General features: G+C 31.9%; 15 protein-coding genes and 1 pseudogene. 10 read left to right on the plus strand and 6 right to left on the minus strand.

Features of this window, described 5'->3' with window-relative positions:
- Positions 1-340: 340 nt before the first annotated feature.
- The 3 genes from WCG23_11535 (at position 341) to WCG23_11545 (ending at position 2313) form a co-directional block, all read left to right on the plus strand.
- A complete protein-coding gene (locus WCG23_11535; GenBank protein MEI8390500.1) occupies positions 341-1051 on the plus strand; it encodes a hypothetical protein in 711 nt (236 codons plus the stop codon).
- A 214-nt stretch (positions 1052-1265) separates the two neighbouring features.
- Entirely contained in the window at positions 1266-1505 is a 240-nt protein-coding gene (locus tag WCG23_11540; protein ID MEI8390501.1) for a hypothetical protein, read from the plus strand.
- Positions 1498-2313, plus strand: a complete 816-nt coding sequence (locus tag WCG23_11545) for a M55 family metallopeptidase (GenBank protein MEI8390502.1) — start codon at positions 1498-1500, stop codon at positions 2311-2313. Before WCG23_11540 ends, WCG23_11545 begins: the two co-directional genes overlap by 8 nt.
- A gap of 351 nt (positions 2314-2664) precedes the next feature.
- On the opposite strand, the gene WCG23_11550 is transcribed toward WCG23_11545, so the two are convergent.
- A complete protein-coding gene (locus WCG23_11550) occupies positions 2665-3954 on the minus strand; it encodes an LCP family protein (GenBank protein MEI8390503.1) in 1290 nt (429 codons plus the stop codon).
- A gap of 337 nt (positions 3955-4291) precedes the next feature.
- Here WCG23_11550 and WCG23_11555 point away from each other — a divergent pair, with 337 nt between their 5' ends.
- Positions 4292-5062, plus strand: a complete 771-nt coding sequence (locus WCG23_11555) for a type III pantothenate kinase (GenBank protein MEI8390504.1) — start codon at positions 4292-4294, stop codon at positions 5060-5062.
- Between the two features lie 15 nt (positions 5063-5077).
- On the opposite strand, the gene WCG23_11560 is transcribed toward WCG23_11555, so the two are convergent.
- Complete coding sequence (locus WCG23_11560; protein ID MEI8390505.1) at positions 5078-6118, minus strand: carbohydrate kinase family protein; 1041 nt, start codon at positions 6116-6118, stop codon at positions 5078-5080.
- 174 nt (positions 6119-6292) lie between these two features.
- Here WCG23_11560 and WCG23_11565 point away from each other — a divergent pair, with 174 nt between their 5' ends.
- From WCG23_11565 to WCG23_11575, 3 genes and pseudogenes are all read left to right on the plus strand, one after another.
- Positions 6293-7033 (plus strand): tyrosine-protein phosphatase, encoded by a 741-nt coding sequence (locus WCG23_11565; protein MEI8390506.1) that lies wholly within the window; start codon positions 6293-6295, stop codon positions 7031-7033.
- Positions 7034-7112: 79 nt separating this feature from the next.
- On the plus strand, positions 7113-7838 hold the full coding sequence (gene pgeF / locus WCG23_11570; GenBank protein MEI8390507.1) for a peptidoglycan editing factor PgeF: 726 nt from the start codon (positions 7113-7115) through the stop codon (positions 7836-7838).
- Positions 7839-9055: 1217 nt separating this feature from the next.
- A pseudogene (locus WCG23_11575) lies at positions 9056-9136 on the plus strand (SEC-C metal-binding domain-containing protein).
- A 37-nt stretch (positions 9137-9173) separates the two neighbouring features.
- On the opposite strand, the gene WCG23_11580 reads toward WCG23_11575, so the two are convergent.
- A complete protein-coding gene (locus WCG23_11580; protein ID MEI8390508.1) occupies positions 9174-9941 on the minus strand; it encodes a hypothetical protein in 768 nt (255 codons plus the stop codon).
- 130 nt (positions 9942-10071) lie between these two features.
- Between WCG23_11580 and WCG23_11585 the strand changes: the two genes are divergently transcribed.
- Positions 10072-11145: an AI-2E family transporter gene (locus WCG23_11585; protein MEI8390509.1), complete on the plus strand. Its 1074-nt coding sequence runs from the start codon at positions 10072-10074 to the stop codon at positions 11143-11145.
- Between the two features lie 12 nt (positions 11146-11157).
- Here WCG23_11585 and WCG23_11590 read toward each other — a convergent pair whose 3' ends face one another.
- The 3 genes from WCG23_11590 to WCG23_11600 form a co-directional block, all read right to left on the minus strand.
- Positions 11158-11334: a hypothetical protein gene (locus WCG23_11590; protein MEI8390510.1), complete on the minus strand. Its 177-nt coding sequence runs from the start codon at positions 11332-11334 to the stop codon at positions 11158-11160.
- A gap of 485 nt (positions 11335-11819) precedes the next feature.
- Complete coding sequence (locus WCG23_11595) at positions 11820-12110, minus strand: hypothetical protein (protein ID MEI8390511.1); 291 nt, start codon at positions 12108-12110, stop codon at positions 11820-11822.
- Positions 12103-12393: a hypothetical protein gene (locus WCG23_11600; protein ID MEI8390512.1), complete on the minus strand. Its 291-nt coding sequence runs from the start codon at positions 12391-12393 to the stop codon at positions 12103-12105. Before WCG23_11600 ends, WCG23_11595 begins: the two co-directional genes overlap by 8 nt.
- A 193-nt stretch (positions 12394-12586) precedes the next feature.
- Between WCG23_11600 and WCG23_11605 the strand changes: the two genes are divergently transcribed.
- Together WCG23_11605 and WCG23_11610 are read left to right on the plus strand one after the other, a co-directional pair.
- Positions 12587-12913, plus strand: coding sequence for a helix-turn-helix transcriptional regulator (locus tag WCG23_11605; GenBank protein MEI8390513.1), 327 nt, complete (start codon positions 12587-12589; stop codon positions 12911-12913).
- Positions 12914-13171: 258 nt separating this feature from the next.
- The gene (locus WCG23_11610; GenBank protein ID MEI8390514.1) at positions 13172-13324 is read left to right on the plus strand and encodes a hypothetical protein; all 153 of its coding nucleotides are present in this window, start codon (positions 13172-13174) and stop codon (positions 13322-13324) included.
- Positions 13325-13334 lie beyond the last annotated feature (10 nt).

Genomic DNA, 13334 nt, shown 5'->3' on the forward strand with positions numbered 1-13334 from the left:
AGAATTAAGTTAAAAAAACTTTATCCTAATAAATTAAATTAACAATGCACTAGTAAATTCTACTTGTCTGGATATTTTTTTATGCAATTTAAAAATTTATCTCATTCATGTTAGAAATTGAACTCAAGAATGCAGAAAATATTAAGAAATGTTAAATGCTATTTTTTCTTGAGGGATAAGGTTTTAGCCAAAAGTACAAAAATTTCTTACATAAATTTTAGCAATTTTTTCAATTAATAATCATTTATAAAGATATAAGAGATATATAAAATTTATCAAATCGGTATCTAGCAAATATATTAGAGGAGCGTTTTTAGCACATATACTGGAGGAGAGTCTTATGTCAGTCAGTTTTACATCTTTGTCTCAATCCATTAAGTTTATGCAGACAACAAGTCAGTTTGGCGGAGTTCCAAATTTTAATGCCCAGAATAACAATCTTTTTGAAAATTATGGATCGCCCCCACCAAAACATCATCACAGACCAGGTTGTGGTGAACAGCAGCAACAACCGCAATTACCGCCGGAAATAGCGCAATTATTACAACAACTTCTGCCAGCGTTATGTCAACAGCAAGGAAACCCCGGTTTCGGTCAGCAAGGAATCCCAAATTTCGGTCAACAACCACAAATTCCAAACTTCGGTCAACAAGGAATCCCGAATTTTGCTCAACGACCACCAATCCCAAACTTCGGACAACAAGGAATCCCAAATTTCGGTCAACAACCACAAATTCCAAACTTCGGCCAACAAGGAATCCCGAATTTTGCTCAACGACCACCAATCCCAAACTGCGGTCAACAAGTTCCAAACTTCGGTCAACAAGTCCCTAACTTCGGACAACAAGTTCCTAACTTTGGTCAACAAATTCCTAACTTCGGTCAACAAATTCCAAACTTCGGTCAACAAATTCCAAACTTCGGTCAACAAAGTCAACAATCAGCTCACAAACCTCACAAACATCACAAACACAATGCACAATCACAACAACAACTACCACCTGCAATATTACAAAAGCTTAAATCAATGCTTGCTTCACAGGCAAGATAACAAAAACCAACAAAGATTAATTTCTTTTAAATTATTTTAAATTTCTAAAACTCATACTGAAAAAGTATGAGTTTTTTATTTTTGCCTAAATTTTTAAAATCATCTACCGACTTAATTTATATACTAAATTGATTAGTTATAATACAAACAATGACTTTTGAATTTTTGTAATTAAAATTGATTTTGGTTGTATATAGGAAATGAGAGAGAAAAAATGTTTAGTAATGTAGTTAACCTTATTAATAGTGCTTTTCAGCCGCCGACAACACAAAAAATACAGGCTGTTCCAAGACCTGTTGTTCTGGAAAATCCTTTTGCAGCTCCTTTTATCAACACTCAAAGCAAGCGGCAAATTTCATACGGCAAAAACAACCCAGTTATAGGAGGGTATTTTGCAGGTTATTACAATGGTAAACAAAATATAGTAGGAAGAAAGCTTTTTGTAAATGTTTAAAGTATATATTTCAGCGGACTTAGAAGGCGTTAACGGTGTAGTTTATCCTAGCCAGACCGAGCCAATAAATGAGGGATACAAATATGCTCAAAAACAACAGCATAAGGAACTAAATTGTATAATAGAAGCTCTTATTGATGCGGGAGCAGGCCATATAACATTAAATGATGCCCACGGCAGTATGGATAATTTAACTCTTTCAGAGTTAAATTCAAAGGTTGAACTTATTACAGGCAAGCCAAAACCTGTTTCTATGGTTACTGGGCTGGACGAAACTTATAACTGTGTAATTTTTGCGGGATACCATTCAAAAGCGGGTTCGGAAAAAGGTGTTTTAGCTCATACTTTTTCAACTATTTACAAAAATGTTAAACTCAATGATGTTTCTGTCGGGGAAATAGAGCTTAATGCAGTTTATGCGGGGATAAAGAAAGTGCCTGTCGCTTTATTAACAGGAGATTATACTGCATGTGAACAGGCAAAAGATTCACTTAAAACTGTCTCGACTGTTTGTGTCAAAAAAGCAATTTCTACAACCGCGGCTATTTGTAGACCGGAAGAAGAATTATTTGAAGATTTAAGAGAAAAAACTTTAGCTTTAGTAAAAAATTCGAGGGAATTCGGGTTGTACATCAAAAATCCTCCTTATAAGCTTGAACTTGATTTTGTTGATAGAAAAATGGCTGATATTGCAGAGCTTTTACCTTGTATAGAAAGAATTTCAGATTCATCAGTTCTTTATAATTCCGAAAATTACGAGGATGTTTATAAGCTTTTGCAGTTTTTAACCGCCACTTTGTCAAAATAAATTTATTAAATAAAAAAATAATAAGGATAAATCATATATCAAAATATTGATAGCAAAACTCAACCAAACGGAATCTCGGGAAAAACAAAATTAGTTTAAAATAATTTTTTGTATCTAAAATATAAAATTAAGTCAAAAAGTACCATCAGGCAGTTAAAAACATACAAAAAAATCACATAATCAAAACTGTATAAAATTTTGTGAATAATTCCAAAAATATAGCCAAAAATTACCAACAAAAGAAACAGGCTGCTTTTGCCTTTCACATTTTTTGTTTTATATGTTTTTGCAACTGCAAAAGGCCAGCTAATGCCAAAACAAACCAGCATTAAGGCTTCAAAAATACTCATTTTAATCGGCTAAAACAATTGTATAATCTGTATCTCCTGAATAAGTGCTTGGATCCAGAATAAACTGTGCTGTTTTTAACTCAGGAATTTCTGATTTCAATTTTATTATCGGATTAAATCCTGCTTTTTCTGTATGAGCAACGATTTGTGTGTGTGAATTTCTGCAATAAGAAGAATATTTAATATCAAAGCCTTCTTTTTTAAGCACTTCTTCTATCATAGGGATTTGATCTCTGAATTTTTCAGAATAAAGCAGTGTAACTGTAAGCGGTACACCGTTTGTTATCGGTTCTTCCCTATATATAAGCCTGTCAATAATATTTTGTGTTTTTTCAGGATCAAGTATCCAATAACTTATATAACCATGGTTTGATGGTTTTCCGGGGAGAGTTGATGTTTGGACATTATCCATATCTATTTGTTTGGAAAATGCAGCGAGCCCTGCAAGTTCATAAACATTCATGTCTGTTTGTATGTTTTTGCTGATTGCCTGAATAATTGCAGGAATTTTTACAACTACTTCAGGAGATTTGAGTTTTTCAACAACTCCTCTTACAAACCATTGCTGTCTTCTCATTCTACCAATGTCGCCGATAGCATCATGTCTGAATCTTAAATAACCTTCAGCCTGTTGCGCGTCAAGAAGTTGATAGCCGGGGTTTAAATCAATGTATAAGCCGCCGCTTCTGTCTGTATAATGCATTCTTTTTTCAACATTTACGTTAACTCCGCCAAGCGCTTCAACAAAGTCTTTAACTCCTGCAAAATCCAATATGACATAGTGATCTACATGTACACCAAAAGTTTTTTGGATTGTTTTTATGGTTAAATCAGACCCACCAAAAGCATGCGCTGCGTTTATCTTATCCACGCCATGTCCGTCTGCAATAAAAACTTTGCTGTCTCTGGGAATAGAAACCGCATTAACTGATTTGCCTAATTTATCTATACTCACCAGCAAAATTGAATCTGTTCGAGTACCTTTAAACGGGTCTGTTTTCTTTCCGTTTGAATCTACACCCATAATAAGAATATTTTGTTTTCCGCTAAACGGCATAAAAGCCGGAGCCATAGGTGATTTCCGAATGAATCTGCTGACACCGGGAAATCCTATGCTATCTGCATTTACCGCCAGATACATCAATCCGAATATAGTAATGCAAACAAGAAACGCTATCCCTGTCCATTTTAATGCGTAATTTGGACTCTTAGTTGTCTTTTTTTGTTGTTTTGGTGCAAAATTTGGAGAGCCAACATTATTAAATTTTCTATTATTGTTGTTATTATTCATTTTAACTCATACCTGTCAACTTATAACTGTTTGATTTTTTAAACTCCAATCGGATTTTTAATTACTATAATAATTAATCATACCTCAATGAAAATCATTACCGCCTTACATAAAATTATTTATTGCTTACGGTTTTTAAAAAAAATAAAATAAAACTCGCAACAACTGCCAAAAACAAGCGTTGCAGACGAAATTCAATTTGTTTTTGAAATATAAGATTATTATAATAATTAAACTTTATCGAAAACAGGAATCCGAATCAAGAATGATGTCTAATACAAATGCTGTAAAATTTATTTTTTTATGTTTAAAATAAAAATAAATTGAGAGGAAAATTATGCTTTTAGTCGCAGATATTGGCAACACAAATATATCAGTCGGTGTTTTTGATGAAGAAACACTTGTTAATACATGGAATTTATCTTCCGATAAAAATAAAACAGAAGATGAATACGGGATTTTCTTAAAAAACATTCTTGCCATAGAAAGTTTGGATATGCGATTAAGTGCTGCTGTTATTTCCAGCGTGGTTTTGCCTTTGACGGAAAAATTCAAAATAGCCGTTGAAAAATATTTAAAAGTTCCTGTTCTGGTTATTTCTCATAAAACCCGAAATGGAATTACTTTAGACGTAAAAAATCCTAAAGAAGTCGGCTGCGACAGAATAGCAAATACAAGCGCAGCATCTAGTCTCTACAAAACACCTGCCGTTATTGTAGATTTTGGAACTGCTACAAATTTTGACATTATTACTGATGACGGGAGATTTACCGGCGGTATAATTTCTCCGGGGATAAAAATGTCTTCCGAGGCTTTCAGTCAATTCACAAACCTGCTGCCAAAACTTAAAGTTGAAGATATTAGTTCTGTAGTCGGAAAAAACACTGTAGAAAATATGCTCAGCGGTTTAATTATCGGTCATGCCGCAATGATTGACGGGCTTGTTCAGCGCATTGAAGAAGAACTGGGTCAGGCTGTTACGACTATAGCTACAGGCGGATATTCTTCCATGATAAACAGCCATTTAAAAAGACCTTTTGATCACATCAATCCTTTTCTTACTCTCGAGGGATTGAGAATTATATATGAATTGAATAAAAATCCCTGAATAAGCTTTAAAAGCTTATATAGCTTGTTTTTGCATAATGACTTTAAAATCTTTGTTTTGATTATAAATATCTTCCAATTCTTCAAAGGTTTTTAATCCGCTCTGTGCCCCAAAGCTTTGCACTACAGCCGCTGAATTAATGGAAGCCATTTTTAAAGATTTTTTTATATTCCAGTCATATTTGATGATACTTGCAACAAAAGTACTCGAAAAAGCGTCGCCCGCTCCTAAAGTACTGACAACTTTAGAAGGAAAAGTCGGGGAATAATATAAATTTATTCCGTCAAAAGCGTATGCGCCTCTTTTGCCTTCCGTAATAACAACTACTTTAGAACCATAATCTTTGAGTTTAAAAATCATTTCTTTTAAATTATCATCATCAATAGTCGGGTATTCAGGCGGTTTATTTAGGATATTCGTAATAATAGCAGCCTCTGTACGGTTTAAAATCAGAACTTCTGCTTTTTCCAGAACTTTTTTCAGGCATTCAATCCCTCTTTTAATCTGGGTTGTTCCAGGATTAAAAGCCATATTTATGCCGTTATCTTCTGCAAATTGCGCAAATTCATCAAGTACATCGTTAGAAGCACCGCTAAGAGAAGCTACGTATACCCACTTAGCCTGTTTGACTTTTTCCCAGTTGATTTCATTAAGTGAAATTGTACTGTTTGCCCCTCTGTGCATAAGTACGGTTCTATCGCCTTCATAGCTCACCAAAATAATAGAAAAACCTGTTTTGTCCTTTTCTGATTCAATAACCATTGAATTATCAACGTTTCTTTCTTCAAATCTTTGCAAAACAGCTTTAGAAATTATGTCATTACCTGTTTTTACTATAATTCCCGTTTGTAAACCGAGATTTGCAAGATTTACCGCCGCATTTGAAGCCCCGCCTCCAATGTCATAAGCAAGTTTATCAAGTTCAATTTTGGCTCCGTAATCAAAGCATAAATAGCCTTGTTTCGAGGAAACCGTTTCTATATTAAGAATTTTTGCTTCGTCTGATTCAACAAAAATATCCTGAGTTGCTCCGCCAATTGTTATAATATCGTACATTTTTCTTACCCCGTACGTTAATTTAAATTCGTGATTAGTTCTTTTGCAAAAGCACTATAGCTTTTAGCAATGATGTTTTTCAGTATAATACAAAAAATATTTTAAAAATAATTTAATATTTGCGTCATTTAATTTTTTCAGGTCTAATATATATAAATATAGAGGTTCTGATTTATGATAATAACATCTTTAAATACAGTTAATTTAAATATTCCTGCTAAAAAAAATTCAAAAATATCTACACCTGTTTCGTTTAATGGAATTGTAAGACCTTCAAAACTTTTTAAGACACAAGGAAGTTTGTATAATAAATTTCATGTGTTTTGGGTTGATGTAAAAAGAAATTATAATGTTTATGATTTCGATAATGCCGGAAAAATAAAAAATAATTCTTTATTAAAACTTCCAATTATTCAAGAAGCTTTTGATTTTTGTGAATTGAAACTGAAAAATGTGCAAAAAGTCTCCGATAAGTATTTTCGAGGCGGAGTTATAACTTGTGAATATGATATTTTAAGGCTAAAGAGAAAAGGCGTTACAGATATAATTAACCTTCTTGAAACCCAAAAATTCAATCCTAAATTAGCTGATTTTGCTGAAAAACAAGGAATGAAATACCATAGAATTGCGCTTAGACCTCCTTATGGAATACCAAATGAGCAGCAAATAGAACAATTTTCTAAAATTATAAGTAAAGCCAGAGGCGCAATTTATATTCACTGTCTGCATGGCAAAGACAGAACAGGTGTGATGACATTTATATACGAAATGGATAATCTCAAAAAAAATGCAGAACCTGTAATTAAAAACATGGTAAAAAATGGATTACATGTAAAAAAGAATCCTTTTATAATTAAATTTTTAGAACAAAGATACCCGACAGCTTTTGATAAACTTAATAAATTAACAACTTAATTACTTATTAAAAATGTTTTACTCTCAGAAATTAAAAAATAGTAATCTATATAAATCATCGATTTTAGATGATGAAAATTTGATTCATGCGTTTACAACGAGAATCGGAGGAAAAACCCCTTCACCGCTTGAATCTTTTAGTATGGGGACGGCAGCAAATCCAGAACTCCTTTCTTATGTTGAAGAAAATCGCAAAAAAATCTGTGAAATTATTGGCTTGAAGTATGAAAACCTGATTATTCCCGAACAAAAACATACTGATAATATAAAAATAGTATCTTCTTCCGATGATGATGTTTCAAATTGTGACGGGCTGATTACAGAAGTGCCTGAGCTTGTCTTAATGCTGCTTTTTGCAGATTGCGTTCCCGTTATAATTTATGCGCCTGATAAAAAGGTTATTTCTGTTGTCCATGCCGGTTGGAGGGGAACAGCAAAATCTATTGTCAAAAAAACTGTTAATATTTTAGATACCGAATTTAATGCTGATATCAAAAAAATAAAAGCCATAATAGCTCCGTCTATTGGTCAATGCTGTTATCCTGTTTCGAAAGAAGTTTCTGATGAGTTAAAAATTACAATTACGAAAGATTGTGATAACATATTTGCAAGAAATATGGATAATATAAATATTGTCAATGTTGACCTGAAAAAACTTAATGCCCGACAGTTAGAGGAGGCAGGAGTAATAAATATTGATAAGTCAGATAATTGTACATGTTGCATGAATTCAGTATTTTATTCTTATAGAGCAGAAAATGGCAAAACAGGCAGGCATGCAGCTATTGCAAGTCTAAAAAAATAAAATTTTTAAATTAATAAAAAATATAAAAAGGAGAAAATATGCCCGTACAAGAGCAAACATCCGATAAAATTTTTAAATTTAACGAGGATTTAAGCAAATTTATTCAGGAAGACGAACAGGTTCGCAATGAACTTAATGAATACGCAAAAACCTTTAAAAACGGCTTAAGCAGAGATTCGCTTGCTTCTTTTATGTTTGATAAAACTCTTGAAAACGGTCAAAAAGTAATTGATGTCTATATTAAAAAAAATAAAGATTTATCTGCCGAGGATAAAAAAGTTTTAAAAGAATTCAAAAATTCCGTTAATTCTATTTTTGAGATCAAAAAAGTTCTTAAAGACGGCTTTGAAATGTACAATATGGTTAATGAAAAAGATTACACCGTAAAAAGCCTTATAAAAATGGTGAGCTACAGAGGCGTAGTTCAAGGGAATTATCTTACATGCAGGCTGATTCCCTTTGAAAAAGAGTATTACCTGCTTGTTTTAAACAGTATTTTAAGAACAGTGGACAGGCAGCAGGCATTCAAAATTGCTGTATCAATGCAAATTGATGATCCTGAATTATTATATAAAGATAACAATAAAAAGCTTAAACAGCTTGAAAAAATGGTTAAAGAACTTAACGGAAAGTTTACGGAATTTTTCCAAAAAGATGAAATTATTACTGTAAATAAAAATATAGATCAACTGCTCGGAGCGTTTAACGACTTTTGCGAAGAAGGAACAAAAGACGAAAATTTGGAAGATATTATTTTGCTTCCCGAAGATTATTCGTACTTTCAAATACAATCTGATGTTGACCCTTTTGATTTGACAGCAAACGCAGCCGCTAAAGATAAATATGATGTGGGAATAGTTTTTGATCCTGAACTGGGGATTCAAGTGCTTCCTTTTTATGGTACTTTCAGGCAAATTTTTGAAACAGAGGATTATAAATCGATAAAAGGCTACAAAGAATGCATTTCTGATTACTTTAATAATGGAAAAGTTCCTCCTTCTGTAATAAAAAAACTTTATGACGAATTTGGAGAAAAATTTCTGAAAATTGTTCACGAAGCTTTTGAATTAAAAGAAGAAAAGACGATTGACGAACTTTTGCATAAATATAAACAATCTTTCTTTGAATCCAGAAAGTTTTCATCAACAACAGTTCTTTATGCATCGGAAGCTTTTAGCAGTTTAATGGCTTCTTCTATGGAAATGCAGCATGAGTTGTCGGTAAGCTCTTCTAAAGTCGGAAGAAACGATCCTTGTACCTGCGGCAGCGGCAAAAAATTCAAAAAATGCTGCATGTAAAGTGAGAACGTTTAAACATAAATGGTGAATTAATTTTTTATTCTTCCGGCGGTTGAAATTGCGCGGAAATCAAGCGTTTATTTAATTCCATTAATGCTTTAACCCGAATACTATCGTATTCGCCGCTTTTTTTGTCAGATTGTTTTTTTATTCTTGAAAGCGAAACAAGATCATTTATAAAAAGTCCGCTTATTCCGATAAGACCTGCAATAGCCGCTATTTTAGTAAATTTAGCATTTTTGTTTGCAAATCCGGATATTTTCTGTCCTGTCAAACTACTGTTTAAATCTTGACGGATTGCCTGTTTGAAATCAGAAAGAGGCTTATATCTGTTAATAACTTTACTAATACCTGTTTTAATAGCTAAATATCCTGCTATTCCTACTGTAGAAACTGCTATTGAGCTTATTAATGAAGCTGTTGCAGGATGTTCCTGAGTAAAATTCCTGTATTTTTCATTTTGATTTAATTTTTTTGATAAAGCATCTGTAATTTTTATAAAGATACCCCATTCAAAAGCCCTGCTTATTCCCGTAAAAACTTTGTCCCCAAAATCACCGTGAGTTAAGGCTGCATTGAGCAAAGTGTCAACAATAGGAATAGCCTGAGATGTTTTTTTCTCAACTTTTCGCATGGGATCGTTTACAAAGTTTTGTGATTCATTGTTTATTGCAGTTGTTTTAATATATTTGTCATCAATATTTGCCAGCCTGTATAAATCAGCATTGGAAAGATTTTCCATATTTAGCTGACGATCCGATTGAAAAGAGATTGTATTGTTTTGCTGTCTAATATTTGAAATCATATTTTTTTACTCGCTTATATTTTCCTGTTATATAATTTAAATAATTCTAAGCCTATAAAACTCCTAAATATATAAAATTGATAATAAATTGACAAAATATTACAAAAAATTAATAAAGGAAATTTAATTTATGAATACAAATAAAAATTATAATATTTTTAAAAACCTTATTCTATACACTTTTATAATTTTACTGGGTATAATTTTTTATAAACTTCAATTTATTGTTATATTATTTTTCGCGGCATTCATAGTTGCCAGCGCTATTGACCCGTTGATAAATTTTTTAAGTAAAAAAATGCCCCGTCATGCTGCTGTTGTAATAGTTGCAGTAATAGGTTTGATTCTAATAGCATTATTTTTAGTTCCGTTTATAAATATTTTAATGTTTCAAACTTTATCTTTCCTCAAAAAAGCTCCTGTTTACTCGGCAAAATTAATTGCTTTTACCTCCCAAACAAAAGACACGGGAATAATAGAAACTTTAAACTTTTTAGGGTTGGGTAAATGGGTAGAATATGCAAAGCATATTGGCGTTTTGCCAAGTATGACGCAAATAATGACATTTGCTTCAAAGCTTGGACAAAATATCTTATCAAGCTCAATCGATATGACAAAAAACTTTTTATCTTCAATAATGTTTGTTTTTACAATGGCAATGCTGACTTTGTTTATGCTTGTCGATAAAAAATATTTAAAAAGCAAGATTTTGAGCTTTTTTCCCGAAGAAACAAAAGAAAGAACCACAGAGATATTGCGCATGATTTCTAAAAAAGTCGGCGGCTATGTAATAAGTCAGGTAATAGTTATTTCAGCTGTGTTTATTCTTGTAAGCCTAGGACTTTTTCTTATAAAAGTCGAATTTGCGCTAATTCTTGGAGTTATTGCAGCAATACTGGAGCTTATTCCTGTTATTGGACCAATAATCACGATTGTTTTAATAGGTCTTGTCGCACTGGCTCAAAAGCCTGTTCTTGCTATATTTGCGCTAGTTGTATACGGCGTTATTCAATGGCTTATAGATAATGTAATCAGACCGTTTGTTGTATCCAAATTTCTTAAAATGCATCCGCTTACATTTATATTTTCGCTTCTTGCCGGAGCAACATTCTTTGGGGTGGCGGGTTTACTACTTGCACCACCGGCAGTTGCTACTATTTGCGTGCTTATAGATGAACTTTATTTGAACAATGTTGATGCATAATAAAATTTTATTTTATCTAAAATCTTCGGGAAGATAAAAATTATTATTTCTTAGAGCAAGCCGTACTTCTTCATAAGTATAATCTTTGCAGTTGCACTTTTGCTGGTACATCGAAATTACCATTAAAACATCATCAACAGAAAGCTTTATCATTCTTCTTCCGTTAGTATTGTCAATTATTAACGCCATTTTTTGACCTCAAAAATATTTTTATCTATTTAAAAACCTTATCGGTATTTTTATAGAAAAACTTTAATAAAAATAGTAAGAAACCAGTGTTATTATTGATGTTCAGACTTGTATTGGATTTTATAATAATATATGAATCAGGATTATAGCAAATTGCAATCTATCAATTAAAAACATAAAGAGGTCATTCTGAGCGACTATTGTGATTTGAGAAAGAAATTAAGAAAAGGAACAAAAAATCTTTAATTCTGTCAACTAAAATAGACGGAGATAATTAAATTTATACAGTCATAGAGTGTATTCTAGACAAAATTCCCGTAAAAATTACAGGGAATTATCAGGGAATTTATAAAATATTGCCAAACAACCCATTATTAATAAAAAATTAACCAAAATAGGTCTTTCCTTTCATTAAAAACAGGGATTTTTATCCTAATAAAGTAAAAATGAATTTTGTAAATTTTGGAAAAAACATGACAGATTCTTTAAGTATGTTGAGTAATAGCAAAAATTGTTATTTCACTTTTATCTGGTCCATAACACCAAAATATTCTAAATGCACCAGGAGTTTTATTTTCGACATAAGATTGAAAAGTTTCACCGCCAAAAGGACTTTTAACAGAGCTGTTTTTATGAGTATGTAAACCAGGATGTTTTGGGTTTTCTTCTAGTTTTTTAACTGCATTTTTGATTTTGGCAAGTTTTTTAGCTTGACCTGTCGTTTTAAGATTATTCAGGTCTTTTTTAGCCGTATCAGAGTATTTTATTTTATGCATCGTCTTCTTCGTCTTCTATATCATTCCAAAAATCTTCTTCCAATTCTGAAATTTTTCCGTCTGATACGTCTTCTAATCCTTTTTTTACAGTTGCCAGAGCTACAGGATTTTTGTACAACCAAGCTTCTTCAGGATGGATTTCTATGTCTACAACAGGTCTAAGCAGTATAGTTCCATCTTCTTGGCGTATCGCCCTAAATGAAGTAACTTCTTCTGAATACAATTGTTTTAAGTTTATTCTGCCTCTTGAATCAACTTTAAGTTTTTTTTCTGGTACAGCCATTAATTTTAAACCTCATTTTTTAAACTTTTAATATAATTATATCATATTATGGGTTTGTTTCAAGTGGGTTTATTGCAAATAATCTTTACTCAAAAATCTTGGACAAAGCTTCGAATGTTAAAAAATGATGCAAAAAATCACATGCAAGTTTATGTATAAAATCTGTATAGTTATTCAGCGAATGGAGAGTTAGATGATTTTAGATAAAAAAATTATAGGCAAAAGAATTAAAAAAATCAGACATGAAAATGGTTTAACACAATCGGAATTAGCTGAAATGTGTAATTTGTCGACTTCATATATAAGCTGTATCGAAACAGGCAAAAAGAGACCCAGTTTAAAATCTTTAGAGAAATTTGGAAAGAGCCTGCATGTTAAAGTTGAATCATTTTGGGTTGTAAATCTAGAAAATGTGCCCAGAGAATGTGAATCGAATTTGATACAAATATTTAGAGATTTTAACAGTAATCAAAAACAAATGTTATTTGAAATCGCTCTATTAATAAAAAAAATTAGTTGAAATTTGACTACCGGTTTATGTTCTTTTTATTTGTTGTCTTTTATACTTTCAAAACGGGTAAGAACAGAATAATTGTAAAGAGACAGTTAATTTGAGATGAAGTGTCAGGCGTTATGAGATGAAATTCGAAAATTTACAGACTGGATGAGCTTTTCAAATATTAAATTTTCTTTTTAAAATAATTATACATTTCGGGGGTTAAAAATAATTTAGTTTGAGTAAAAATACTCTGTGTTATAAAATAGGGAGGTTTACAGCATGGCTGTTGAAACATATCGCGATTTGAATATTTTAGAAGCGGCTAAAAAAGCCGAAAAATTTACTACTTTGATTGCTGCTGTTAATGCAGCGGGTTTAAATGAAACTTTAAGACCAATGCACAAGCAGCTAATTTTTAAGAATTTGGAGTAATTTGCAATAA

This window comes from bacterium (assembly GCA_037147175.1).
GTDB lineage: Bacteria > Cyanobacteriota > Vampirovibrionia > Gastranaerophilales > UBA9971 > UBA9971.

Bases quoted from the DNA above. Each gene is read 5' to 3' on its own strand.
- WCG23_11535 (MEI8390500.1), top strand. From the start codon at position 341: ATGTCAGTCAGTTTTACATCTTTGTCTCAATCCATTAAGTTTATGCAG.
- WCG23_11540 (MEI8390501.1), top strand. From the start codon at position 1,266: ATGTTTAGTAATGTAGTTAACCTTATTAATAGTGCTTTTCAGCCGCCG.
- WCG23_11545 (MEI8390502.1), top strand. From the start codon at position 1,498: ATGTTTAAAGTATATATTTCAGCGGACTTAGAAGGCGTTAACGGTGTA.
- WCG23_11550 (MEI8390503.1), bottom strand. From the start codon at position 3,954: ATGAATAATAACAACAATAATAGAAAATTTAATAATGTTGGCTCTCCA.
- WCG23_11555 (MEI8390504.1), top strand. From the start codon at position 4,292: ATGCTTTTAGTCGCAGATATTGGCAACACAAATATATCAGTCGGTGTT.
- WCG23_11560 (MEI8390505.1), bottom strand. From the start codon at position 6,118: ATGTACGATATTATAACAATTGGCGGAGCAACTCAGGATATTTTTGTT.
- WCG23_11565 (MEI8390506.1), top strand. From the start codon at position 6,293: ATGATAATAACATCTTTAAATACAGTTAATTTAAATATTCCTGCTAAA.
- WCG23_11580 (MEI8390508.1), bottom strand. From the start codon at position 9,941: ATGATTTCAAATATTAGACAGCAAAACAATACAATCTCTTTTCAATCG.
- WCG23_11585 (MEI8390509.1), top strand. From the start codon at position 10,072: ATGAATACAAATAAAAATTATAATATTTTTAAAAACCTTATTCTATAC.
- WCG23_11590 (MEI8390510.1), bottom strand. From the start codon at position 11,334: ATGGCGTTAATAATTGACAATACTAACGGAAGAAGAATGATAAAGCTT.
- WCG23_11595 (MEI8390511.1), bottom strand. From the start codon at position 12,110: ATGCATAAAATAAAATACTCTGATACGGCTAAAAAAGACCTGAATAAT.
- WCG23_11600 (MEI8390512.1), bottom strand. From the start codon at position 12,393: ATGGCTGTACCAGAAAAAAAACTTAAAGTTGATTCAAGAGGCAGAATA.
- WCG23_11605 (MEI8390513.1), top strand. From the start codon at position 12,587: ATGATTTTAGATAAAAAAATTATAGGCAAAAGAATTAAAAAAATCAGA.
- WCG23_11610 (MEI8390514.1), top strand. From the start codon at position 13,172: ATGGCTGTTGAAACATATCGCGATTTGAATATTTTAGAAGCGGCTAAA.